Source organism: Nonomuraea sp. NPDC003707 (assembly GCF_053587055.1).
Genome location: NZ_JBSFNK010000051.1, coordinates 41574 through 65987, shown reverse-complemented (window position 1 = coordinate 65987; position 24414 = coordinate 41574). Strand labels below are relative to the sequence as shown.

General features: G+C 68.2%; 23 protein-coding genes and 1 pseudogene. 12 read left to right on the top strand and 12 right to left on the bottom strand.

Annotated features, from left to right (window positions below; all coding sequences use genetic code 11):
* Positions 1 to 423 (top strand): annotated as a pseudogene (locus ACWDRB_RS60700) (sigma-70 family RNA polymerase sigma factor); the annotation flags it as partial.
* Between the two features lie 524 nt (positions 424 to 947).
* Here ACWDRB_RS60700 and ACWDRB_RS60695 read toward each other — a convergent pair.
* The 3 genes from ACWDRB_RS60695 to ACWDRB_RS60685 form a co-directional block, all read right to left on the bottom strand.
* On the bottom strand, positions 948 to 1406 hold the full coding sequence (locus tag ACWDRB_RS60695) for a hypothetical protein (protein ID WP_449910800.1): 459 nt from the start codon (positions 1404 to 1406) through the stop codon (positions 948 to 950).
* Positions 1407 to 1934: 528 nt separating this feature from the next.
* Positions 1935 to 2438, bottom strand: coding sequence for a S1 RNA-binding domain-containing protein (locus ACWDRB_RS60690; protein WP_449910798.1), 504 nt, complete (start codon positions 2436 to 2438; stop codon positions 1935 to 1937).
* 260 nt (positions 2439 to 2698) lie between these two features.
* Positions 2699 to 3223, bottom strand: a complete 525-nt coding sequence (locus ACWDRB_RS60685; RefSeq protein WP_449910797.1) for a CGNR zinc finger domain-containing protein — start codon at positions 3221 to 3223, stop codon at positions 2699 to 2701.
* A 97-nt stretch (positions 3224 to 3320) separates the two neighbouring features.
* Between ACWDRB_RS60685 and ACWDRB_RS60680 the strand changes: the two genes are divergently transcribed.
* The 4 genes from ACWDRB_RS60680 to ACWDRB_RS60665 all read left to right on the top strand — a co-directional run bounded on the left by ACWDRB_RS60680 (position 3321) and on the right by ACWDRB_RS60665 (position 7513).
* Positions 3321 to 4601, top strand: a complete 1281-nt coding sequence (locus ACWDRB_RS60680; protein WP_449910795.1) for an MFS transporter — start codon at positions 3321 to 3323, stop codon at positions 4599 to 4601.
* A 54-nt stretch (positions 4602 to 4655) separates the two neighbouring features.
* Complete coding sequence (locus ACWDRB_RS60675) at positions 4656 to 5555, top strand: alpha/beta fold hydrolase (protein ID WP_363969069.1); 900 nt, start codon at positions 4656 to 4658, stop codon at positions 5553 to 5555.
* Positions 5556 to 6077: 522 nt separating this feature from the next.
* A complete protein-coding gene (locus ACWDRB_RS60670; RefSeq protein WP_449910792.1) occupies positions 6078 to 6557 on the top strand; it encodes a nuclear transport factor 2 family protein in 480 nt (159 codons plus the stop codon).
* 503 nt (positions 6558 to 7060) lie between these two features.
* Positions 7061 to 7513 (top strand): hypothetical protein, encoded by a 453-nt coding sequence (locus ACWDRB_RS60665; RefSeq protein WP_449910790.1) that lies wholly within the window; start codon positions 7061 to 7063, stop codon positions 7511 to 7513.
* Between the two features lie 69 nt (positions 7514 to 7582).
* Here the strand turns inward: ACWDRB_RS60665 and ACWDRB_RS60660 are convergent, their stop codons facing one another.
* The 5 genes from ACWDRB_RS60660 to pqqD form a co-directional block, all read right to left on the bottom strand.
* Entirely contained in the window at positions 7583 to 7726 is a 144-nt protein-coding gene (locus ACWDRB_RS60660; RefSeq protein ID WP_449910789.1) for a winged helix-turn-helix transcriptional regulator, read from the bottom strand.
* Between the two features lie 221 nt (positions 7727 to 7947).
* Positions 7948 to 8277, bottom strand: coding sequence for a MarR family winged helix-turn-helix transcriptional regulator (locus ACWDRB_RS60655; protein WP_449910808.1), 330 nt, complete (start codon positions 8275 to 8277; stop codon positions 7948 to 7950).
* Positions 8278 to 8820: 543 nt separating this feature from the next.
* On the bottom strand, positions 8821 to 9099 hold the full coding sequence (locus ACWDRB_RS60650; RefSeq protein ID WP_449910787.1) for a hypothetical protein: 279 nt from the start codon (positions 9097 to 9099) through the stop codon (positions 8821 to 8823).
* Between the two features lie 69 nt (positions 9100 to 9168).
* Positions 9169 to 9792, bottom strand: a complete 624-nt coding sequence (locus ACWDRB_RS60645) for a radical SAM protein (protein ID WP_449910785.1) — start codon at positions 9790 to 9792, stop codon at positions 9169 to 9171.
* Positions 9789 to 10028 carry a pyrroloquinoline quinone biosynthesis peptide chaperone PqqD gene (gene pqqD, locus ACWDRB_RS60640; protein WP_449910783.1) on the bottom strand — a complete coding sequence of 80 codons (240 nt, stop codon included), beginning with the start codon at positions 10026 to 10028 and terminating at the stop codon, positions 9789 to 9791. Before pqqD ends, ACWDRB_RS60645 begins: the two co-directional genes overlap by 4 nt.
* 933 nt (positions 10029 to 10961) lie before the next feature.
* Between pqqD and ACWDRB_RS60635 the strand changes: the two genes are divergently transcribed.
* The 4 genes from ACWDRB_RS60635 (at position 10962) to ACWDRB_RS60620 (ending at position 14449) form a co-directional block, all read left to right on the top strand.
* Positions 10962 to 11312, top strand: a complete 351-nt coding sequence (locus ACWDRB_RS60635) for a DoxX family protein (RefSeq protein ID WP_449910781.1) — start codon at positions 10962 to 10964, stop codon at positions 11310 to 11312.
* Between the two features lie 85 nt (positions 11313 to 11397).
* Positions 11398 to 12048, top strand: coding sequence for an LUD domain-containing protein (locus ACWDRB_RS60630; protein ID WP_363969055.1), 651 nt, complete (start codon positions 11398 to 11400; stop codon positions 12046 to 12048).
* Positions 12049 to 12075: 27 nt separating this feature from the next.
* On the top strand, positions 12076 to 12795 hold the full coding sequence (locus ACWDRB_RS60625; protein WP_449910779.1) for a DsbA family oxidoreductase: 720 nt from the start codon (positions 12076 to 12078) through the stop codon (positions 12793 to 12795).
* Positions 12796 to 12946: 151 nt separating this feature from the next.
* A complete protein-coding gene (locus ACWDRB_RS60620) occupies positions 12947 to 14449 on the top strand; it encodes an MDR family MFS transporter (protein ID WP_449910777.1) in 1503 nt (500 codons plus the stop codon).
* Between the two features lie 363 nt (positions 14450 to 14812).
* On the opposite strand, the gene ACWDRB_RS60615 is transcribed toward ACWDRB_RS60620, so the two are convergent.
* The 4 genes from ACWDRB_RS60615 to ACWDRB_RS60600 all read right to left on the bottom strand — a co-directional run bounded on the left by ACWDRB_RS60615 (position 14813) and on the right by ACWDRB_RS60600 (position 18176).
* Positions 14813 to 15268 (bottom strand): HIT family protein, encoded by a 456-nt coding sequence (locus tag ACWDRB_RS60615; protein WP_449910775.1) that lies wholly within the window; start codon positions 15266 to 15268, stop codon positions 14813 to 14815.
* Positions 15269 to 15815: 547 nt separating this feature from the next.
* Positions 15816 to 16661: an alpha/beta fold hydrolase gene (locus tag ACWDRB_RS60610; protein WP_449910773.1), complete on the bottom strand. Its 846-nt coding sequence runs from the start codon at positions 16659 to 16661 to the stop codon at positions 15816 to 15818.
* A 14-nt stretch (positions 16662 to 16675) separates the two neighbouring features.
* On the bottom strand, positions 16676 to 17131 hold the full coding sequence (locus ACWDRB_RS60605) for a cupin domain-containing protein (protein WP_449910771.1): 456 nt from the start codon (positions 17129 to 17131) through the stop codon (positions 16676 to 16678).
* A 4-nt stretch (positions 17132 to 17135) separates the two neighbouring features.
* Positions 17136 to 18176: an alpha/beta fold hydrolase gene (locus tag ACWDRB_RS60600; protein ID WP_449910770.1), complete on the bottom strand. Its 1041-nt coding sequence runs from the start codon at positions 18174 to 18176 to the stop codon at positions 17136 to 17138.
* 163 nt (positions 18177 to 18339) lie between these two features.
* Between ACWDRB_RS60600 and ACWDRB_RS60595 the strand changes: the two genes are divergently transcribed.
* The 3 genes from ACWDRB_RS60595 (at position 18340) to ACWDRB_RS60585 (ending at position 24404) form a co-directional block, all read left to right on the top strand.
* Positions 18340 to 20616, top strand: coding sequence for a tetratricopeptide repeat protein (locus tag ACWDRB_RS60595; RefSeq protein ID WP_449910806.1), 2277 nt, complete (start codon positions 18340 to 18342; stop codon positions 20614 to 20616).
* 114 nt (positions 20617 to 20730) lie between these two features.
* Positions 20731 to 21396: an alpha/beta fold hydrolase gene (locus tag ACWDRB_RS60590; protein ID WP_449910768.1), complete on the top strand. Its 666-nt coding sequence runs from the start codon at positions 20731 to 20733 to the stop codon at positions 21394 to 21396.
* A 107-nt stretch (positions 21397 to 21503) separates the two neighbouring features.
* Positions 21504 to 24404 carry a helix-turn-helix transcriptional regulator gene (locus ACWDRB_RS60585; protein ID WP_449910766.1) on the top strand — a complete coding sequence of 967 codons (2901 nt, stop codon included), beginning with the start codon at positions 21504 to 21506 and terminating at the stop codon, positions 24402 to 24404.
* The last annotated feature ends 10 nt before the right edge of the window (positions 24405 to 24414 follow it).

Here is a 24414-nt window from a genome sequence, read left to right as displayed (position 1 = left end):
GAGAGCCGGATGCGATTAACGTCGCACGTCCGGTTCGGTGGGGGGCCGTCGGAAAAGGACCTGGTGTCAGTCACCTCGCTGGCGGCCTACCCAACTTCACGTACGGATCTGTGGGAGCCGGGAGGTGCGATTCCTCCCGGCTACCCGACAGGCTCAATGGCTCGGCGACGCCGCGCGACGACCGACCCCGTCGGCAACCGCGCTTTCGACGAAAGCAGCATTCTTCTCGAGGTGCTCGATACCCTCAGCCCCAGGGAACAGGGCGTCATCATTTTGCGGTTCGGCCTCACCGACGGAGAACCGAAGACGTTGGATGAGATCGGCAAGGCATACGGAGTCACGCGCGAGCGTATCAAGCAGATCGAACAGAAAGCCATGAGCAAACTGCGCCACCCCGACCGCAGCGCGCTCCTCAGGGCGTACGACCACAACGGTGCTGCGGTCGGCCTTATCGACGTGACCCGGAAGCCTCGCCTTACGGCCAGGGACAGGCGCATCTATGAGCTCTGGAAATCCAACATCATTTCGTGCGCTCACTGCGGCGAGCAGGATTTCGCATCTCGGGGCAACGGGGGCCGACCCCGGCGGTACTGCTCAAACAAGTGCCGCCAGGCGGCATATCGGATTCGTCGAGCGGCCGCCCCGTGACCGCACACGGCGGTCGTGCCAGACGCGCGACCGCCGTAAGCAAGGCCTGGGCCTTTCGCGCAGCGCAGCCTCTCGGGAGGCGATGCTGCTATCCGTCCGAGCCACCGTGGCGGACCGAGCTTTCGACGCAGCCTCATGCCCCTCGCCCAACACCGACTAGATCACCTGTTTCGGAGGGATCCGGCGTGACCTGCGACTCGACAAGTTAGTCCGGACGGGGGCTCATGGTCGTCCGGACTAACTTGTCGGTTTCTGCCGTCCGTTCCCAGACTGATCCGTTCCAGGCTCCTGGCCCGCGCTCACAGCGCGATGGGGCGATAGCGGAGGGCGGCTTCAACAATCGCCTCGGCTGTGGCGTCCTGTAGTTCTTCCGGCGGCCAGAAGATCAGATTACTGACGCGGGGATGGAGCACATTGGCCTTTAGCAGGCGCAGGTAGTAGTCGGAGTCCGGGTCGGCTTCCATGATTCTTCGGACAATTTCGGCGAGTTCTTCCCGGGTGATATCCGATACCTTGGGCCGCTCCGGGCGGGCGGCATCCCGGGCGAGTTCGTCCAGATCCTGCGACTCCCGGTACGCGGCGAAATCCGACGGCTCGTAGGTGTGTCCAGTCTGCATGTTGAACGCGGCAACGGCCTCGCGTGCCTCCATCAGCCTGCCGGTTTCTATGAGTTCCGCGATCCGGTCGATCTCCCTCCCTAACTGCTCCTGGCGCTCCTGGGAGACGGGCGGGGGAAGCAGCGCCGGTCGTAGATCCATGCCAGGCATTCTGCATGCCTCAAGTACGCGGGACTACCCACCCGGATGCCTCACCTCAGCTGGGGCCGCCTCAGGTCAAACGGGAAGCGCCAGCTGCCTCAGCCAATCCTGCGCTCGCGGCCAAGGCTCGGGCGGGGACGACGTGTCTGGCGGGGAGCGGTCCGGACTGGCCAGGGAGCAGGGCTGGTGGCGGTGGCAAGGTAGTCGGAGTCGGCCGGGAACGGCGTCGCGCAGCACCGTGTCCCCCACGTACGCGGCGACCGCCAACTCAGCCGCCGCCGCGGCTGCGGTTACTTCCTTGAGCTCCTCGGCGCTGAACTTCACCCTCACGCTGTGCGGGCGGCCCGGCGAGGTGTACGCGCGGCGCCGAGCCAGCCTCGGCAATGCTCGGGCCGCCGCGCCATCAGCACTCACAAGACTGGATTTTGCACCACCAGCCCCGACAGCTACCCCTAAACTCCGACATCCCATCCGACATGTACATCCGGACACCGACAGGCTCACATGGACCGGACCGAAGCCTGACCATCAGGCGAGCTCAAGGCGGGCCCGGTGACACCCCAGGTTGATATCAGCGATCCGGACCAGCAATTCGTGGCCCTCGGAAGGCAGCTCACCAGTGGGGAACTCCGAGATATGGACCAGACCTTCGATCCCATCGCCGATCTCGACGAACACCCCGAACGGGATCACCTTGGTCACAGGCGCTCTCAACACCGCGCCCAGGCGCGTTCGAGCCAGCTCGACCAGAGGGTCGTCCTGCAGCGCCTTCAACGACAACGACATGCGCTCACGCACGAGATCGACATCAAGGACCATGACCACGATCTCCTGGCCGACCTCGACGACCTCAGACGGATCATCGAACCGCCGCCAGGCCAGTTCGGCCATGTTCACCATGCCATCGACGCCGCCCAGAGCCACGAACACGCCGAACGGCTTGATAGAGCTCACCACGCCCCTGCAGACCTGCCCCAGCTCGAAGGACCGCAAGATCTCAACGACGTCTTTCGGGTCACCTTCATCAATCATCGTGAGACGACCCTACGAGCCCACGCCAGCCACAGCAAGATCCAGAAGAGGTGCCCAAACTCGTGACCACGGCGCACCCCAACGATCAGTCGGTGGTGCTCAAACCCGTGACGAACTGGTGCTCGTTCCCGCGTTCATAGCCAACCCGCTCTTTCAGCCAGGAGTTGTGTTCGGTGCGGACGTAGTCGGCCGTCCCTGACCCTGATGCGCGTTATCGGGCGTCGACGAGTCGGCGTTTCTCTGAAGCCGGGTTGGCGAGCCTACGGTGTGGCCGTCCGGTTGCGATGGTAGTGGCGGGCGGCTTTGGTGCGGCTGCCGCAGCCGTCCATGGAGCACCAGCGTCGGGTGCCGTTGCGTGAGGTGTCATAGAAGTACAGGACGCAGGCGGGATGGGCGCAGCGACGGATTCGTGACGGTTGCTGGCGTAGCAGTTCGAGGTAGTTGTTGGCCGCCTGCCAGGCCGGTAGCCATCCGTCCTCGGCGTGGACTGCTTCGTGGGGCGTGCCGCGGCGCAGGGTGTGATGCACCGCGCCGCGGGCGAGGACGGCGTTGAGCTCCTCCTCGGAGCGCTCGCCGCGGCTTTCAAGAACGCCGCGTAGCGCCGCGCGGGCCTGCCGCAGGGGAGTTTCGCCCAGGTCAACCGTGCCGGGCAGCTGGTGCTCGGCCAGCCAGGCGGACACGCCGCCGGGTTCGTCGAACAGGTCGAAGCTGTGGCCGCGGTCCACCCATTGCGTGTTCACGAGGTCGAGGGCGAGGGGCTCGCCGACCAGTGGCCGCTGCATCATTTATCAATCTTACCTCCGTCCATGGTTTGACAGGTAAGGCACGGGGACTCTAATTTCTTACCGTTCAAAGGCAGTACAACGGTTAGAGGAGTTTGGGATGTCGCGCACGCCGTCTTCGGCCCGTCGGTTTGCCGGTCCGCGGATCGTGGCGGTGACAATGCTGGTGATGACGGCGGCGTTCGGTCTGAACTTCGCCGCCGGGTTGTTCCTGGCGCCGCTGTCGGCCCGGTACGGCTGGGGCGTGGGCGCGCTGAGCATGGCGGCAGCCGCAAACACGGCCGTGAGTGGTCTGTTGCAGCCGGTCGTGGGTGTGTTGGTCGATCGCGTCGGCCCCCGCCTCGTTCTGGCTGCGGGGCTGAGTCTGCTGGTGGCGTGCTATCTGTTGCTGGCGGGCGTCGAGCAGTTGTGGCAGTTCCTGCTGGTGTACCCACTGCTGGGTGGAGCGGGGTTCGCCGGCGCGGCGACGTTGGCCAACTCGGTGCTCGTGTCGCGTTGGTACGTCCGCGACCGCACACGGATGTTGGCCAGGACCACTGCGGGCATCAATCTGGGGCAATTGCTGGTGCTGCCGTCAGCGGGCTGGTTGATCGCCGGATACGGCACGTCAACCGCCTATCTGGTGCTCGGCATGGTGGTTGCGCTGACCGCCGTACCCGCCGCGGCCCTGTTGCTGCGCAACAACCCGGCCGAGCTGGCCCAGGTCCTCGATGGGGCAGACCGTGACTCGGCAGCCGGCCTCGCTGCCGACGAGGCGGTCCTGCCGCCGGCGGTGCTGACGCGCCGTCGCCGGCTCGCGGTGGCGTCGTTCGGAATGCACGCGCTCAGCCTGTACTTCGTGGTGCTGCACCTGCCCCGCTACGCCGCTGACCTCGGCGGCGGCGTGTCCACAGGCGGGCAGGTGCTGGCCGTGGCGGCAGCAGCCAGCGCAGTGATGATGATCATCACCGGCCGGCTGGTCAACCGGTTCGGCCGGGACAGATTGCTGCTGGCGCTGCACGTAGTCCGCGGGGTCTCACTGTTGCTCGCGGCGTTCTGCACCGGCGCGAGCCAGTTGTTCGGCTTCGCTGTGCTGTTCGGACTCGCATCGTTCCCGGTCATCCCGCTGACCGTCGCGGTGCTGTCCGTCGGCCGGGCGCAGGCCTCGCTGGGTCGGCTGATGGGCTTCGTGTGGCTGCTCCACCAGACCTGCGCCGGCGTCGGGGTCCTCGCCGGCGGCCTGACCCGCTCACTGACCGGCACGTACCGGCCGTACTTCGTCGTCGCTGCGGCCGTCATGGCGGTGAGCAGCCTGCTCCTGTGGCGCCTCGCCGAGGACCGCGACCCGCTGCCACCAGTCTCACCCACCGAACCGACTCCGACCTCGCCTGTCATCGCCTGATCCGCGACAACGGCCAACCGGCCGCTGTCCACCATCTCTAAGAAGGAGAACGTCATGAGCAACACCGCCCCCGGAACCGCCGTCGGCAGGCGCGTCGTGTCTCATCGCACCGCCACCGTCGACGGCCGCACCGTCTTCTACCGGGAAGCCGGTGACCCCGTGGCGCCGACCCTGGTACTGCTGCACGGATTCCCCACGTCCTCGCACATGTTCCGCCGCCTGATCGTCGACCTCGCCGACCGGTACCACCTCATCGCCCCCGACCACATCGGCTTCGGCCACTCCGACGCCCCGGCCGTCACCGACTTCGACTACTCCTTCGACAACCTCACCGCCATCACCCTGGGCCTGCTCGACCAGCTCGGCCTGGACCGCTTCGCGCTCTACATCCAGGACTACGGCGCCCCGATCGGGTTGCGGATCGCCTCCCGCCAACCGCAGCGGGTCGCCGCACTGATCGTGCAGTCGGGTAACGCCTACACCGAAGGCTTCACTGCCTTCTGGGACGTATTGTTCGCCCACGCCAAAGACCGCGCCGCGAACGAGCCGGACGTCCGCAAGCTGCTGGAACCCGAGGCGACCCGGTGGCAATACACCCACGGCGTGCCCGCTGACCGGCTCGACCGGCTCACCCCCGACACCTGGACTCTCGACCAAGCCCTGCTGGATCGGCCCGGCAACAAAGACGTTCAGCTGCAGCTGTTCTTCGACTACCAGTTCAACCTGGACGCCTACCCCGCCTTCCAGGAGTACTTCCGCACCTACCAGCCACCCACCCTGATCACCTGGGGCGAACATGACGAGATTTTCGGCGCCGACGGCGCCCGCGCCTTCACCCGCGACCTGCCTGACGCGGAACTCCACCTGCTCGACGCCGGTCACTTCGCCCTCGAGACCCACGGCGACGAGATCGCCGGACTGATCCGCGACTTCCTCGGCCGCACCCTGCACTGACCCCCGCACGACCGCCGGGGCGGGCGGGTGGCACCCGCCCGCCTGGGCAACCCGTCGCGCGACTCACACCTGCGACGATGCAAGGAATCCTGATGCCGCACCGGTACCCGCAGAAGCTGACCACCGCTTCAGCCGCTGCCGCACAACAGCGTTACGCAACCACACTGCCATCCAGCGGATGGTCGACTGACGCGCTGCTCGGCGCCGATGGGGCCGCCTACATCACCACCCAGGTGGTCGACGTCCGCGACGGCACACCGGCCGACCTGCTCGAAAGCGTGACCGTGCCCGAGCAGCGGGGCGCAGTGGAACGGGTCATCACCGTCGACGTGCACAGCTACGAGTGGAACCGCCCCCAACACATCATCCCCCGCGCTGGACCGAACACGAACTCGCTTACGCCCTTGAACCCGTACGTGAGGAACTCACCCGGCTACGCGCCGAAAACGCAGCTCTTCGCCAGCAGCTACCCGAGCACAGATTCTGACCAGCAAGCCCGACCGATACCACAGGGAGCCCGACATGAGCACCGACCACCGCGACGCCGAATCCCCACGCCATCCGCTGCCGCCCTTCACCGCCGACACCGCCCGGATCAAGGTGCAGGCCGCCGAAGACGCCTGGAACAGTTGCGACCCCCGACGCGTCGCCGCCGCCTATACGCCCGACAGCACCTGGCGCAACCGGTCGACCTTCCTCGCCGGCCGCGAACAGATCGAGGCGTTCCTCGCCGACAAGTGGCAGCGTGAACTCGACTACGCCCTGCGCAAGCAGCTGTGGGCATTCAGCGACAACCGCATCGCCGTCCGGTTCCAATACGAATGGCACGATGCGACCGGCCAATGGTGGCGCAGCTACGGCAACGAACAGTGGGAGTTCGACGCCCATGGCTACATGAGCCGCCGAGAGGCCAGCATCAACGACGTCCCCATCTCCGCAGACCAACGACGCATCCACGGCCCGCGGCCGACCGGCGACCACACCGACATTCCCCTGCGCTGATCTGGCCGGCGCGGAGACTCGGCTATCCAGCACCCACGGCGACCGGGCTGCGGTCACAGTCGATGCGGGTGCCCAGGTGCGGACGGACACGAACTTCTGGCTCTGCACAAAGATCGTGAAGACGTGACGATGCGTGGTCAGAGTCGCGATTTCGTCACTGGCCGGGCATGAAGGCACATTCCGGCGGGTGGCGAGAGCTCCCGCCTCGACCTTCTTTCCTTCTTGTTTCCCCATCCGGCGGACGTGCAGGTAGAGAGGGTGACGAAGGGCCGCAACGGCCTACTGATCAACGCGCGCACGAAGAACACCGAGGCCGGATGTGGCACGCTCAGTCAGCGTATCCACAGCCGATACCGTCGCCATCCGCAGGATGCTGCGGGCGCGCACCCTCCGCGGTGAGGAGCCGGTCAGGCCGCCGACCAGCTCGGATACCGCGCACCCGGCAGCCCGCTGGGGCGAGTGACGAAGCCCACGGAGCGTATCCGGCAACCCGCGGCGACGCCGTGGTCCTGGTCCTGACCGCGATCGCGACGCTGGCGCTCGACCTGGTCCAGGCCGTCATCGTCGGCCTGGCCGTGGCCGTGGCCGGGGCGCTGGCACTTCGCGCCGTCGCCCGTAACGTCCGCCTCGATGAGATGCCGCTCGCCCACGACCTGCCCGGCGACCACACCGAAGACGAGCACGCCCTGCTCGCCGAGCACATCGTCGCCTACCGGCTGGACGGGCCGCTGTTCTTCGCCGCCGCACACCGTTTCCTGCTGGAGCTGTCGGAGGTCGCCGACGTCTCCGGCATCCGTGACGGCCATCATCAGCCCCTGCACGCCCTTGGCGTCATCGCCCATCTCGACCAGGCGGGCCGGGTGTTCGCCACCACCCCCGAAGCCATCGCCGCCGCTCGCGACCAGCTCCAGCACGCTGGCCTCCTGCCCCGCCGCCGTCCCGTCCTGCCCCGCTGAGGCAGTCACAACGGGACGGCGGGATCGGCGTTGATCGCTCGATGTCCGCCCCCCGGTCGCGCATGACGGTCAGGCGGAACTGTTTCGGTCAGTCGGTGATGGATCTGACCCGGTGATCGCTCGCTCGACTGCCCGGTGCACCGTTGAGCGGGTCAACCCGAACAGTTCGGCCAGCTCGGCTCTGGTGTGCTCGCCTGCCTTGTGCAGCGCCACCAGATGCTCTTCCTACCTGGGGTCCAGCTTCGGTTTCTTGCCGCCCAACCGCCCTTTGGCCTTGGCGATCTTCATGCCCTCGCGCGTTCCCATCCGGGCCAGGTCCGCCTCGGATTCCGGGACCATCGCCAATGCGGTAAGCAGCAGCTTGCCGATCGGGTCGGTCGGATCGTGGATCGACCCTTCTGGCCTAGAGAAGGAGGCGAACTGTCGCCCGAAAGTCAGCGCCGGGAGCTGGGGTCGGCTGCCGATTGAGCCAGACGGAGCAGCGACAGCAGGGCGGTCCGCTGGTCGACGTTGAGCACCGAGATGATCGGCGCTCTCTCGAACAGACGGGCTAGGAGACGGCCCCGAAGGTCCTGCCCCGACGCGGTGAGAACGAGTCGCTTGGCCCTTCGGTCATCCGGGTCGGGTTCTCGCCGCAGGAAACCGTACTGCTCGAGAGCATCTGCGATCCCGGTGACGTGGGAGGGTTCGCAGTGCAGTTGGCCGGCTATCTGGCCCATACGCTGAGGTTGCCCAAGCTGAAGCAGTGTGTGAGCCTGCGGCACGGTCACGCCGACTGCGGCGGCAGTCTCCTCAAAGTGTGCCCGCAGAGCCGCATCCGCAGCGAATAGGCGTTCCACGATCTCCTGGCCCTCGGGGTCTGGCCAATCGATGTGTAGTTCCGCCACGACTTCCCCCGCCGCCCTCACTGTTTCAGTTATTGAACTATCTCATGCCTCTTGTGTGTTCCAAGCACAAGGGGTAAAGCAAGTCCTTACCCGAGAGTGGGACGGCGAAGGAAGGCCGGCATCATGCCAGGTCGATACCCAGACACGCTCCTGCCGCGCATGGAGCACACCTGCCGCCCCTGGGTCACTTGCATCACGGTCACCGCTGTCCATCGGGCGGCGAGTTTCGTTGCTCGCCTGTCCCTGCGGATCCGGCCATCGCAGCGCAGTTCATACCGCTGTCCCATCTGCATGAGAGCGTCCGCCGGATGGCGTGGCTGCCCGCCGCCGAGCGACTGGCCTACGTGCGGGTGGACCGGTGGATCGGCTACACCTTTGGCACGCAGGCCGTGGCCCGGCTGGAGGAGCTCGTGTCGAACCTTAGGTGGCGGCGTGCCGGTGCGAGATCGAGCGGTAGACGAACTCCGCGTCGTTCTTCCTGGTCAGCTCGGTGATGAGGCCGTCGTCGGGGGAGAGGGCACAGGCCGGGTCGGTACGGCCGGCGTCACCGGTCAGCGCGAACGCCTGGCAACGGCACCCGCCGAAGTCCTCGGTCTTGCGTGGGCAGCCACGGCACGGCTCGGGCATCCAGTCCGTGCCGCGGTAGGCGTTGAAGGCAGGCGACTCGGACCAGATCCACTCCAGCTGGTGGTCGCGCACGCTGGGCAGGTCGAGCGGCAGGCCGTACGCCCGCCGGGCAGGGCAGCGCCCGGCCGTCCGGCGCCACGGTCAGCGAAATGGCTCCCCAGCCGCCCATGCGCGGCTGGGTATCAGGGCTCGCCGGTTGACCAGGCCCCAGCCGTAGAACTGGGTGTTGGCCAGTTCGATCCTGGCCGCGCCCCAGGCGATGCCGAGCTCGATGATCTCGTGGAACGTGTCGAGGTTGTGCCGGTGCAGCACGACGTTGAGGCCCAGTGACAGGCCCGCGTCCTTCACCACGGCGGCGGCCCGTTCCTTGGCCGCGAACGACGCGCGTTCGGCGATCCGGTCCGACGCGGCCGCCGTATGCGCCTGGACGGAGAGCTGCACGCTGTCGATCCCGGCCGCGGCCAGTTCGGCCAGTCGGGCGGCGGTCAGCCCGACGCCGCTGGTGACGAGCTGGCAATAGATCCTTTCCGCTGCGGCGACAATCTCGGCGAGGTCGCGTCTGACAAGCGGCTTGCCGCCGGAGATGCGCGCATGGACCACGCCGAGCGCAGCCGCCTGCTTCATCACCCGGCTCCAGTCCGCGGTGTCCAGCTCGGCAGACCTGCGGACCGGCTCGGCGGGGTTGGAGCAGTACGGGCAGCGCAGTGGGCACCCGTGCGCGACCTCGGCGAGCATGGCCCAGGGCGGTGGCACGGTCGCGTTCATCGCAGCCACCCCTGGCCTCGGAGGTCGTCGAGGAAGTCGGTGACGTCGTCGGGGCCGGCGTGGGGGAAGTGTCGCGAGATCTCGGTAGCCGTGCGGGTGCCGTCGCACAGCCGCACGATGGCCGCCGCCGTGTCGTTCAGCACCACGATCCGCTCGGGCACGATCAGGAGCTCCGCCTGCCGGATGTCGCAGTGACGCAGCCGGGCCGCGGGAGCCAGCGCGGGCTTCCAGCTCATGTGTATGCCCGGTCGACGGCGTTGAGCAGCGTCCACAGCACCTCGCACTTGTACTCCAGCGCCTTGATCGCTTTCGTCCTGTCCGCCTCGGTACGAGCCCAGTCGAGGATTCGCGTGGCGATACGTCGCAGGCCACGTCGGTATTGGAGGTGGCCAGAAGCACGAAGGGCAAGAGCGCGATGATCGTGCGCGGTGCCCGTCGATCCGCACGATGTGCTTGTCCTACCTTGATCTTTAGCCCGGCACTGGTTGTTCGGATGGCGCGGGAGAACCCGGCCCGGGGGCACGTCGGCGGATCCAGGGCGAGTCGGCCCGCCTGGGTTACGCGATCGCGGCCTCTACGGTGTGGGAGATCCTCATTCGGCGGGTATCGATCCGGCGCCGGGCCGGGCTGAGCCGGCGGCAGTTCCTGTCCGCTCAAGCCCACGCGATCACCGCGTGTGACGTCGTGGTGGACGCCGAGGATGAACGCCATCTGCGAGCGGGTCACCGGCGCGCCGTGAACTCCTGGACCGGATCCTGATCCTCAGCGAACGCCACCCAGCCCTCGTGCTCCACGACTACCTGATCCACTACAACAGGCACCGGCCGTACCAGTCCCGGCAGCAGCTACCCCAGACACCGCGACGCAGTCCGCCGGGGACGTGACCGACCTCAACGATCTGCGATCCATCGGCCGCCTGCTGTCGCTGCTCCGTCTGGCTCAATCGGCAGCCGGCCCTCGCCCACGGCGCTGATTTTCGGGCGACCGTTCGCCTCCCTCTCCACGTCACCGCTACCTAGCGACCGCAGCTGCTCTGCGCCCTGGCTCGCATCGCGCAGCTCGTCTTTCGGCACCGCAAGCCGACCCCCTGGCGTCGGCTGCGATAACTTCTGGTAGAACATATTTCAGTCAGTGAAGTATTGAACGTTCTACGCGAGGAGCTTGCGTCCATGTCCATCGCCACCGCCGTCCTATCCCTCCTGCTGGCTCTCGCCTTCGCCGGAGCCGGCTTCCCGAAGCTCTCCGGTAAGGACGACATGGCAGCCCAGCTCGGCAGGCTCGGGGTGTCAGCCGGGCTCATGCGCGTCATCGGCGCGCTGGAGATCCTCGGAGCCGTAGGGCTGATCGCCGGACTGTGGATCGAAGTCCTTGGGGTCGCGGCCGCAACCGGACTGGCGCTCCTCATGGCCGGCGCCGTCGCCTCTCATATCAAGGCCCGCGACACCGCCAAGCACACCCTGCCGTCGCTGGTCCTGCTGATTCTCAGCGCGACCGCACTCGGCCTCGGGCTGGCCGGCTGAAACATGACCGGCACCGCCCGACGCCTCCGCGACAGGGCGCAGCTGTACCGACTCAACCCACCCCGAAACAAGAAAGAGCATTGTGATGACCACTCACGCCATGACCGAGGCCGGTCTCCCCATCGACACCCGTTTCGAACGGCCCGCCACGGAGGAGCAGCTCCAGCGGACCGCGGCCGCCCTGCGGGAGAAGGGCCACGCCGTCGAGATCGTCGACACCGCAGCCGACGCACGTGCCGTCGTCAACCGGCTGCTGCCCGGCGATCGGAGCGTCCTCACCGTCTCCAGCGAAACGCTCCGCCTATCGGGCCTGGACGATGACATCAATGCTTCCGGCCGGTTCGACGCCGTGCGCCCCAAGCTCATGCGGCTGCGCGAAGAGGGGCGATTCGATGAGATGCGTGCCGTCGGCTCCGCCCCCGACGTCGTGGTCGGGAGCGTGCACGCGGTGACCGAGGACGGGCGGCTGCTGACCGCCTCAGGTAGCGGCAGTCAGCTCGGTCCCTACAGCTTCGGCGCGGGCCGGGCCTTCTGGGTCGTCGGTTCTCAGAAGATCGTGCCCGACCTCGACACGGCGCTGCGCCGCATCGAGGCCTACGCCTACCCGCGCGAGGACGTCCGCGCCCGCCAGGCCTACGGCACGCCGGCTCTGCTCTCCAAGATCCTCATCATCGACCGCGAGATGTTCCCCGACCGAGGCACCGTGGTCCTCGTCCGCGAACCCATCGGGTTCTGATCACCCACGCTCCTGAGTGAGGACTTCATGACCAGCTCCACCCGAAACGACACGATGACGATCGAGGTCTACGCCGACATCGTCTGCCCGTGGTGCTACATCGGAAAGCGCCGACTGGAGCGGGCGTTGCGCAACTTCCGGGGAACGGACGGTGTCCGGATCGTCTACCGGCCGTTCCAGCTCGATCCGGGCGCCCCGGCCACGGGCGCCCCGGCCCGCCAGCACCTCGGTCAGAAGCTGGGGTTGCAGGTCGGCACGGTCCTTGAACGCACCCCGCGGATGGCGGCGCGTGAGGGGATCGAAATGAACTTCGATCATGCACTGATCGGTAACACCCTCGACGTCCACCGGGTGCTACGGCTGGCCGAGGCCGAAGGGAAACAGGCGGGGGTGCTGGAGCAGCTGTTCGCCGCCTACTTCACCCACGGCCGGGACATCACCGACCACGCCGTGCTCGCCGACGCAGCGGCCGCCGCGGGCCTGGACCGCCGGCACGTCTTGGACATGCTGGCCGGATCCACAGGCGTACGCGAAGTCACGGCGGAGATCGCGGCCGCGCACGCACGCGGAGTCAGCTCTGTACCCACCATCGTCGTCAACGGCCGCCACGCGATCCAGGGCGTCCAGGAGATACCCGCGCTGCTCGACGCGCTCGAACGCGCCCGCGACGAGGCTGTGGCCGGGGATGCCGAAACTGGCGACACCACACCCAATCCAGCCGGCGTGGCCGGCACCTGCACGATCTGACCGCGGGCATGACCATGACTTTCCTTTACCGCTGGCATCGGGCGAGGTTGCACCCGATGCGGCGACCGCGTCCCTGCACCGCACAGCACCAGACCTCTGCGCCCCTTGATTGTTCGACCCTGTCGGCTGGTCTCAGGAGCTCGATGGGCGGATGGGCAGGAGCCGCACCGTGGTGAGACGGGTGCCATACAAGTGGCTGGTCGCCACCGCGTTCGTGTTTGGGCTGTTCATGGAGATCCTCGACATGACTGTGCTGAACACCGCATTGCCCGCACTCGGCCAGCACTTCGGCGTCGGGACCGAGACGCTGCAGTGGCTGGTCACCGGCTATCTGGTCAGCATGGCGGTGTTCATCCCCGCCTCCGGGTGGGTCGCCGACCGGTTCGGCACCAAGCGCACCTTCCTGTTCGCGCTCGCGGTCTTCACCGCCGCCTCGGCCTGGGGCGGGATCGCCGGATCGCTCGGCGAGCTGATCGTGGCCAGGGTCGTCCAAGGCGTCGGCGGCGGGCTGCTGACCCCGGTCGGCACTGCGATGCTGTTCCGCGCCTTCCCGCCGGCCGAGCGGGCAAAGGCGTCGGCGGTGCTGTCCATACCAACCACCATCGCCCCGGCCTTCGGCCCGGTGCTTGGCGGATGGATGGTCGACAACGTCAGCTGGCGATGGATCTTCTTCCTCAAAGTGCCGATCGGCCTGCTCGGTCTGCTCTTCGCGATGGTGGCCCTTCGCGAGGAACGCGCGGATCGTCCTGGCCGCTTCGACATCGCCGGGTTCCTGTCCGGCGGTGCCGCGCTCGCGCTGCTGCTGCTCGGCCTCGACGGTGGCGCTCGAGAGGGGTGGGGCGCCGCCCCGGTGCTCGTGCAGCTGGGCGCCGGGCTCGCGCTGGCGGCAGTGTTCGCCACGATCGAGTTGGCCCGCAGCGAGCCGATGATCGACCTGCGCCTGCTGAAGGACCGGCTGTTTCGGACCGGCAACCTGCTGATGCTTCCGGCGTCAGGAGCGCTGATGGGCGCGTTGTTCTTGGTGCCACTGCTGCTGCAATATCAGATGGGCGTCGACGCGACCGGCTCCGGCCTCGTCACGATGTTCCAGGCACTGGGCATGATGGCCTTCCTCCCGTTGGCCGGCCGCCTCTACCCGAAGGTCGGCCCTCGCCGCCTGCTCGCAACAGGATTCGGCATCATCGCCGCCGCCCAGGCAATGCTGATCATGGTCGGACTCGGCACTACCCTGTGGGCAGTCAGGCTGGCGCTGTTCGCCATGGGCGCGGGCATGGCACTCACCGTCATCTCCCTGCAGGCCGCCACCTTCGCCACGATCACCCCCAGGGCGATCGCCCGAGCCTCGTCGGTATTCTCCACCACCCGTCAGGTCGCCAGCGCCGCCGGCGTCGCCGCGGTCGCCACCTTGCTCACCGCGCGAACCGACTCCAGGCTCGCCGACCTCGGTGCCCGCGCCGCCGATCTCGCCGGCAGGCAGGAAGCGCTCTTCGCCGCCTACCACGACATCTTCCTCGTCACCACCGCGCTCGCGCTGATCGGCTTTCTCATCTCCCTGCGCGTGCGCGACATCGACGCCATCACCAGCATGCCTCCAGGCCCTGCCTCGAAGGATGTCGACCGGGCGCAGGCATCGGACGGCGAGCCTTCCACGTAGTCGTCCCCAAGTCTCCGGGTGTTCCCAGAAGCATCGGGGACATCCCATCAATCGAGCGGTTCATGGCCTGTCGTTAAGGAAGCTGTCACCAAGTACACCCGAGCGGAGTTGACCCAGGTAGCAGGGCAATCGCGCGCCGTGAAATAGCTCTTCAGGCAGTCGTCCCAAGGGGATCAGCCAGTAACGGCCTGCCGGTAAGAATCGCGCCACACGGCCCAAACGAGCGGCGTCGCCGCAGCTCACAGTGCGCGACGGTGTCACCTGTAGAGGGTCGGTTTCGGTCCGGGCGTTCGGGGATGAGTCAGGCGCCCTGCGGCGCGATAACGCTGGATCGAGCGTTTCCGCAGGTCGCAACTGGCAGCCCTAGCTATCCATCGACGATGAAATCGTCTGGGTGGACTGTTCATCCCAGCGCCAGGTCCTTATCTCCTCAGCCAGTCCCTTGAGGGACTCGACCGGGTGCTCGACCTCCTCCGTCCACGGTGGCGTGAGGTCGGTGGACTCGAAGCGGGGCACCACGTGGAGGTGGAAGTGGAAGACGCTCTGCCAGGCCGTCTCGCCGCTGGCGTGCCAGAGGTTCACGCCAGGAGCCCCGAGCGCGCCGGCGACTTGCCGGGACACCTCGACCGCGGCCCGCATCACGTGTGCCGCCGTCTCTGCTGGGATCTCCCCCAGATCCCGGTGGTGCGTTCTCGGGACGACCAGTGTGTGACCCCTGGTGGCCTGGGCGAGGTTGAGGAAGGCGATGGCGTGCTCGTCCTCGTGGATGGTCTGCGAGGGCTCGGTGCCGGCGACGATGCGGCAGAAGGTGCAGCTCATGAGCGGCATGATCACAGCTCGCCCGGCCATCATGCAAAGGCGTTTCAGTTGGTGACTCTGGCTATCCATCAGCGTCAACGATGAATCGCCCGGCCGGGGATAGCTGAGGAAGTCCGCGCCTGCGAGCTTGGCATACCGCATGGCCGTGATCGGATGAATACCGAGGGCTTGTGCGAGCACGGAGGGTGGGGCCTCACGGACGAGTTGAAGCCAGGTTCCGCTTCGACCGCCAGGACGAGCCGTCCGTCGGCGGCCCGCGGCAGCGGCAAAGCAGCCAGGGCCATGCGCACCCGCGCGATGTTGAGGCGGCCGTGGTTGAGCCCGTCGTACAACGCACCATGCCCGCGCCGGCTACTGCAACACGAATGGTCCAGCCTGGCACTCAGACAGCGTCCTCGGGGCTTGCCGGACAAATCGGCTGGAACGACCCTCGACAGTCACGATCCGGCCGAGTCCGCGGTGAGCGCTGGGGCGGCCAGGGCCGGAACCGCGGCAGGCGCGGGGATCGCGCCTGCCGCAGTTCCGGACCGATGGGTGTCGTGTGGGATCAGCTGATGGCGCGGGCTGCCGCTGTGATGACAGCGGTGGTGGTGTCAGGCCGCGAGATCATGATCACGTGTGAGGCATCCCTGACTTCACTGGTGTGCGCGCCGGTGCGCTTGGCCATGAACCGCTGGGCTGCGGGTGGGATGGCCTGGTCGGCGCCGGCGACCAGGTACCAGGAGGGGGTGGTCTTCCAGGCGGGCGCTCCGCTCGGGGAGCCGAGGGCGGCCAGCGCGGCCGGGCGCTGGGTGGCGGCCATCAGGGCGGTGTCGCGGGCGGGCAGGTCGGCGGCGAAGGCGGCGCGGAATTTGGCGGGGTCGACGTAGGCGTCGGTGCCGGTGCCGCCGCCGGGCAGCGGGTACTGGCGGGTGATCAGGCTGGTGGGCAGTTGGCTGCCGGGGAACTTGCCGGTCAGGTCGAGCGCTGACTCGGCCTCCTCGGGTGCGAACGCGGCGATGAAGACCAGCGCCTTAACGTTGGGGTGGCCGGTGGCGGCGTTGGAGATGACTGCTCCGCCGTAGGAGTGGCCGACCAGGATGACCGGTCCGTCGATGCTGGAGACGATGCTCGACAGGTAGGCCGCATCGCCTGCCAGGTCGCGCAGGGGGTTGGCGGGGGCGATCACCGGGTAGCCGGCCCCTTGGAGCCGGGCGACGACCTTGTTCCAGCTCGAGGCGTCGGCGAACGCGCCGTGCACCAGCACCACGGTGGGCTTGGCCGTACGGCCCGCCGTAGTGGAGGCGGCGGACGGCGAGGCGAGAGCCGTGACCATGATGGACAGGACGGCCAGCATCAGGGGCAGCAGGATCCGGATCCCCGGCCGGGAGAGCGGGGAGGTCTGTGGGGACATGGTGGAGCTCCTTGTCAGAGGTGAGCCGGCGGAGGACCTACTACGCGCAGGTGGTGCGCCGTGGCCGAGGCGACGATGGCTTCGATGTCAAAGGCGGCCGGTACGTCGTTCACGTCGGAGATGGGCGAGCTGTTGGCGGCGAACCAGTCCTCGATGCCGGCGGGGCCGAAGGCGACGACCATGCGGGCGTCCGACGAGCGGACCAGGTAGCTGTGCGGGACGCCGCGGGGGCCATGCGCGATGGCGCCGGCGTGCAGGTCGTGACGGTCGTCCCCGACGAAGAAGGTGATCTCACCGTCGAGCACGATCCAGATCTCGTCCTCCGCGTCGTGAACGTGCAGGGGCGGCGCGTGGCCCTTGGGATCGGTGAACTCCATCACGCTCAGCGCGCCGCCGGTCGCCGTGCCCGGCACCAGGATCTGGGCCCGGCCGCCGAGGAACCAGAAGAGGCCGCTTCGTTCCTTGTGCATGGGGTCAGTCCTTCTTGAGGAAGCGCAGGAGGGTGCGGGTGAGCTGCCCGGGCTGTTCCTCGAAGATCCAGTGACCGGAGTTCTCGATGACGACCCCGGTCACATGGCTGGCGTACCGGCGGACTTGGGTGGGGACGAAGTCGCCGAGGCTGCCACGGGCGCCGATGGCGAGCACGGGCATGGTGAGCTTCTTCTTTCGGTATGCGCTGTTGTCGGCGACGTCCTTGTGAAGGGAGCGGAACCATTCGAAACTCGCGCGCAGATGGGCGTCATCGCGCAGGTAGCGGGCGTACTCCTGGACCTGTTTGTCGCTGACGCCGTTCTTCTTGACTTCGAGGGAGTCGATGAAGCCCTCCACCCACTGCTGTTCCCTGCCGTTCACCATGCGCTCGGGCAGACCGTTGGTGAGGCTGAAGTAGCCGAAGTTCCAAAAGCCCGGTCCTTTGGAGGTGAGGGCGGGGAAGGAGTAGAGGGTCTTGTCGGGGATGGGCGCCTCGCTGAGGACCAGCTTGGTGATGTCGCGCGGGTGGGCGGCGGCGTAGGCGTAGGCGACCATCGTGCCGATGTCGTGCCCCACGAGCCTGACGTGCCGGTTGAGGCCGAGCTTGGTCAGCAACCCGTGCAGATCGGCGGCGAGGGTCTTCTTGTCGTAGCCGCTGGCGGGTGCATCGCTTTTGCCCGCTCCACGTAGGTCCGGTGCGATGACCGTGTAGTGCTTGGCGAGTTCGGGCAGGACGTCCCGCCAGGTGTACCAGGTTTGCGGGTATCCGTGCAGCAGGACCAGTGTCGGCCCCTGTCCGCCGCGCACGTAGTTGATCGCGACGTCGCCGACCTGATCTTTCTGCTCGCGGAAACCTGCGGGAATGCGCGGCTCATGGCCAGTCTTCGCTGGGGTCTCGGAGGCGATGGTGGTGATGGGCGCCGCTGCGGCCTGAGCAGAGACGGCTGGGGCGATGGAGGTGAGCATGCCGATGATCGCGATGGGAATGATGACGCCGAGGCGTCGTAGGGGGGTCGCCGGGAGGCCCGGCACCGCTGTGTTCATGGCGCAAACCGTAGAAACCGGCCTGCTTGCCGGGCGAGCGTCACCTGACTGCGTCACCGAGCGCTACGTGACTGCGAGCCGAGTCCGTATGGTCGACGCTCTGCGGGGCACCCTAGGTCGCCGCCGCTGAGCTTCGCCGTAAGCTCTGAGCGAGAGTCACTGAATCGCGGAGAAGGGGCATCCGATCATCACACCCACCTTCGCGGAGGAGCTGCGTCGCCATCGGCGCGCGGCGCGGCTGACGCTGGAGCAGCTCGCCGAGGCCTCAGGGGTCAGCGCCCGGACGCTGTCGGACATGGAACGCGGACGCAGCAAGGGTCCCCAGCATCGGAACGTCATCGCGCTGGCCGACGCCCTGGGTCTGGCCGACGCCGGCCGTAAACAGCTCATCGAGTTGGCGCGAGAGGGCCGCCTTCGCGATCACTGGGCCCGCCCGACCGGGCTGTGCGAGCTGCCGCGCTCCGTCGACGACTTCACCGGTCGAGCCGCCGGACTGGCCTGGACGAGCGAGCTCTTGCGCGCCGCTGACGCGCCGGGCGCCGCGGGGGTGGGGCTCATCACCGGTTCTGCCGGGCTGGGCAAGACCACGTTGACCGTTCGCGCCGCCCACGCCCTGCGGCCGGACTTTCCCCATGGGGTGTTCTTCCTCGACCTGTTCGGTATGTCTCCGCAACCTCTGCCTGCGGACGACGCCCTGGGCATGCTGCTTCGCGCGCTCGGCATCGCCGATCAGCAGATCCCGGGCGACGAGGCCGGGCGCGCGTCCTTGTACCGGTCACTGCTGCGTGATCGGCGCGCGCTGATCGTGCTCGACAACGCCGCCTCCGAGGAGCAGATCCGGCCGCTACTGCCGGGCGGCGGCGCGGGCAGAGCCCTGGTGACCAGCCGCCGCCTGCTGGCGGGCCTGGAAGGGGTACGCAGGCTCGCCCTCGGGCCGTTGCCGCCGCTGGAGGCCACCGAGCTGCTGACGGGAATCCTCAAGGACCGCGGGGCCTCGGAGAAGGGGGCGGCTCTGGAGCAGCTCGCGCAGCTGTGCGGTGGTCTGCCCCTCGCACTCAGGATCGCCGGAAATCGGTTGGTCAGTCGGCCCGGCTGGAACGCGGCCGACCTGGCCGCCCGGCTGGCGAACGAGGAGCGCCGTCTGGACCAGCTCAGCGCCGGCGATCTCAAGATCGCCACTGCGTTCGGGTTGTCCTACGAGCAGCTGGCCATCGAGACCAAGCGGCTCTTCCGCCGCCTCGCCCTGGTGCCGGGCCGCAGCTTCGACGCCGCTCTGGCCGCCGTGGCGGGCGGTACCTCGATCGAAGAGGCATGGGACGCTCTCGACGAACTCGTCGATCTCGGTCTGCTGCAGGACAGCACGTCGGGACGCTATCGTTTCCACGACCTGGTCCGGCTGTTCGCCCGTGATCGGCTTCACCAGGAGGAGTCCGCGGCAGAACGCGACGCGTTCACCATAGCCATGACGGCGTGGCTGCTGCGGACGGCCACGACCGCAGGGCGATGGTTCGAGCCTGGGTACGGCGAGCCGCACCAGGCCGACCCCGATTCCGCCGAGCTGTCCTCCCAGCAGGCGGCCGACCACTGGCTGCGCGCGAATGTGGACAACTGGGTGGGCGCGTTGCGCCTCGGGACCAGCATCGGCCAGTTCGCCGCCGTCGTCGACTGCGCCGAGTCGATGGACTGGTTCTCCGACCGATGGATGCACGCGCCGTACTGGCATGAGGTCTTCAGCCTTGGCGCCGAGGCCGCCGCCGCCCTGGGCGACCCGGCCCGGCAGGCCGTACAGCTGAACATGCTGTCCTGGGTTTACCTTCTGTCGCGAGACGATCCGGAGACCACCCTGCGCTACACGGCCCAGGCGAGGGACCTGGCCACCCGCAGCGGTGCCACGACACAGATCGCCCTGGCCCACCACCATGCTGGGGGCGCGCTGCGGCGGCTCGGGCGGCTCGACGAGGCCATCGTGGCGCAAACCCGGGCGGCGGAGATACACAAGGCCAACGGCGACATCGATCGCTACGGCCACTCCCTCGGCGCCCTCGGTACCTGCCTGCGCGATACCGGACGCCACGGCAAGGCGCTGGAGCAGTACCTCGACTTGCTGACCCTGGTGAACGACGACCGTTCGGGCATGACCCCGAGCGTCGCGGCGATCATCCGACCGATCGCTCTGGCCCGCGTCGGTGATTGCCTGGGACTGCTCGGCCAACGGGCCGAGGCGATCGTCAACCTCACCGAGGCGATCAGCCTCATGGAGCAGGTCCAGTTGCCCGTGCCGCAGGCTCGCTCCCTGGAGACACTGGCGGTCTTGCTGGCCGAGGAGGACCAGACCGCGGAGAGCCGCCGTGCCTATGCGCGGGCGTCCGAGGTGTACGAGGCCATCGGCGACGCCGAGGCGAGCAGCCGCTGCCGCAACCTCGCGACCGCCGCTCCCTGACTGTTTCCACGGTACTTCTGCGTGCTGTCCTGCGTGGCCGGGCCACGCGCGCGCGACTTGGATGGAGGGCACCAGGACAGGCGGCGCGCCTGTCCGTCGAGGGCAGGAGCGTCCATGACCGCTATCAGGAACGTCGTGCTCGTGCACGGTGGCTTTGTGGACGGATCCGGCTGGCGGGGCGTCTATGACGAGCTGACCAGGGATGGACTCCGCGTCCACATCGTGCAGAACCCGACGCTGTCGCTTGAGGATGACGCCGCGATGACTCGCCGGGTCCTGGACGGCCTCGACGGCCCAGCGGTCCTGGTCGGCCACTCCTACGGCGGGGGCGTCATCAGCGAGGCCGGCACCCACCCCAATGTCGCGTCGCTGGTGTACATCGCCGCGTTCGCCCCTGACGCGGGCGAATCGGTCAGCACCCTCATCGCCGCACCGGCGCCGCCCATCCTCCCTTCCCAGGAGGGCTTTCATTTCCTCGACCGCGACGAGTTCGCCGCCTCGTTCGCCGCCGACCTGCCCGACCTGGTGGCCGCGTTCATGGCCGACTCCCAGGTTCCGTGGGGCGCGGACGCCGTCGGCGGGCCGGTCACCGATCCGGCATGGCGGTACAAGCCGAGCTGGTACCTCGTCGCGACCGCGGACCGGATGATTCCGCCGCCGACTCAGCGCAGGATGGCCGAGCGCGCCGGAGCGACGGTCGTCGAGGTCATCAGCAGTCACGCCGTCTACATCTCCCAGCCCGCCGCTGTCGCCGACCTCATCCGCGAGGCCGCCGCCTGACGACGCCCGCCTCGCGGGGACCGCCGGACCCGACCGGGGAAACCCTCCCTGCGAGCCGCCCAGAGTACGCGCCGAGCTGAACGCACCCCTGAAAGGCCGGAATCCTCATGCCCCGCGTTCCCGAAGAAGGCGCGATATCCGACCGCGCGGCAGATGCCGCCACCGCGCAAAACCAGCCTGGTCAGAAGGGAGCCGTCAACAGATGTGACAGCGAGTTCGCTGGATGGAACCTCCAACACAGACAATCATGGTCATATATGCAGGCAAAACGGTCAGTAAAAGTACTTTTCGGGCGAGAGTCCGAAAAGCGGCGTCTCGGCGAGTTCGTGGACGGCGTTCGTATGAGCGGCGGTGCGATGCTGGTGCGCGGCGAACCGGGGGTCGGGAAGTCGGCCCTGTTGCTGGACACGGCCGAGATCGCCGCCGCGCATGGCATGCGGATCCTGCGGGTGGCCGGTGTGGAATCAGAGACCCATATGCCCTTCGCCGGTCTGCATCAGATGTTGCTTCCGCTTCGTGCCGAGGTCAGGGAACTGCCCGCTCCGCAGCGCGATGCGCTGGGAGCCGCGTTCGGGTTGACCGATGCTCGGGTGCCGGACCCGTTCCTCATCGCCCTGGCCGCGCTGAACCTTTTGGGCGAGGCCGCCGCCCACTCGCCCGTCCTGCTCCTCGTCGAGGACGTTCACTGGTTGGACCGTGCCAGCGCCGACGTGCTCGCGTTCGTCGCGCGGCGGCTGGACTCCGAGCCGATCGTGCTGCTGGCCGCGATCCGCGAGGGTTTCCAGAGTCCTCTTGACGGGGCAGGGCTGCAGGAGTTGCTCCTCGGTCGGCTCGATGACGCCGCCGCGAACGCTTTGCTGGACGCCTGCAGCCCCAGCCTGACCCGGGCGGTCCGCGCACGGTTGCTGCGGGAGGCGGCGGGAAATCCCTTGGCCCTCGTCGAGCTGCGGATCGCCGCGGAAACGCAGGACGGGAAGGGCTCTCTGCCGGGGTGGCTCCCGCTGACCACTCGCCTGGAACAGGCCTTCACCGCCCGCATGTCGGGGTTGCCGCCGACCACTCGGACTTTGCTGCTGGTGGCCGCGCTCAACGACAGCGCCGCTCTCTCCGAGGTCCTCGATGCCACCACGCTGATCACCGGCGCACCCGTCACGGCAGACGATCTGTCGCCGGCGATCACCGTACGGCTGATCGACGTGCACGAAGCCGCGGTGTCGTTCCGGCACCCGCTCATGCGCTCGGCGATCTACCAGGGAGCGAGCATCTCCCAGAGGCACGCGGCGCACGCCGCGTTGGCCGACGTCCTCACCGGCCGGCCGGACCGTCGCCTCTGGCACCGCGCGGCATCCACCCCCAGGCCGGATGAGAGCATCGCCGCCGAGCTGGAGACCACGGCCAAGAGCGTGCGACGTCGGGGCGACCTGTTGTTGGCCGTCGCGGCCCTGGAGCACGCGGTCAGGCTCAGCGAGAATCCCGCTCACTGGTGTGAACGGTTGGTGCGAGCCGCCGAGTACGCGGCTGAGATAGGACGGCGCGACATCGTCATGCGACTGCTGGGCGAAGACGAGCAGCCGCGGCTGTCGGCCCAGCAGCAGGCCCGTATCGTGTGGATCCGCGAGAGCTTCCAGGACGGCATCCGTGACGACAGCGCGGCAGCGCACTCTCTGGCCGATCTCGCCGAGACGATGGCGGCGCAGGGGGACGTCGATCTCGCGCTGAAACTCCTGTCCAGTGCGTCCCTGCGATGTTTCTGGGCTCATGCTGACGAGCGGTCGCGGCAACGCGTCGTCACCGTGGCCGAGGGCCTGCCCGTCGACGATCTGGACGGACGACTGCTGACGGTCCTGGCGTTCGCGGCTCCGATCGAGCGTGGCAAGCTCGTGATCGAGCGATTACGCCAGCTGGCCGCCCACCCGACCGGCGGGCGGCCGGCGGCCCGCCTGCTCGGCAGTTCGGCGTTGATGGTGGGGGCGTTCGACCTGTCGGAGGAGTTCTGCGCCGCGTCGCTGCCGGCCCTGCGCGCGCAGGGCCGGCTCAGCCTCCTGACACGAGACCTCGGGGCACAGGCGTGGAGCGCGGCCCGGCTGGCCGACCTGAGCGTGGCCATCCCCGCTGCCGAGGAGGCCGCCCGTCTGGCGCACGAGACGTCCCAGCCGCTGATGCACGCCATCGCTCAGGCCTCGGGCGCGGTGCTCGCCGCGCTGCGCGGCGAGCAGGATCGCGTGGAGAGCCTCGCGATGGCGGCCGAGCAGGTGGCCCTGCCCGTCGGAGCCCGCCCCGTGCTGGCCACGGTGCAGCTCGCGCGTGGACTCGCCGCACTGGGCGAGGGACGTTACGCCGACGCCTTCGACCATCTGCGACGGATGCACGACCCCGCCGATCCGGCCTTCCACCTGGCGCTGCGCTGCTTTTCCCTGGCCGAACTCGCAGATGCCGCGGCGCACAGCGGTCAAGGTCGCGCGGTGGCCGGCATCATCGAGGAACTGGAGGCGGTGGCGCTCACCACGCCGTCGCCGTCCTTGCACGCCGACCTGCGCTACGCCCGGGCCGTCCTGGCCGATGAGGCGGCGGCAGAGCCCTTCTTCGATGCCGCGCTCGGGGCCGACCTGCGGCGATGGCCCTTCGTACGGGCTCGGGTGCAGCTGGCGTACGGTGAATGGCTGCGGCGCCAGCGGCGTACGGCCGAGTCGCGGGCGCCCTTGCGTACGGCTCGCGAGACGTTCGACGCCTTGGGGGTGATCCCCTGGAGCGAGCGAGCGCGCCAGGAGCTGCGGGCCTCCGGCGAGAGCAGCCGCAGGCGCAGCAGTGAAGCGCGCGACGTGCTGACCGCGCAGGAACTCCAGATCGCCCAGATGGCGGCCGACGGCCTGACGAACCGGGAGATCGGCGAGAAGCTCTATCTGTCTCATCGAACCGTCAGCTCCCACCTCTACAGGATCTTCCCCAAGCTCGGGGTCACCTCACGATCGGCGTTGAGCTCGGCGTTGAGCACGGCCCTGCGCGTGTGACGCTCGGTGA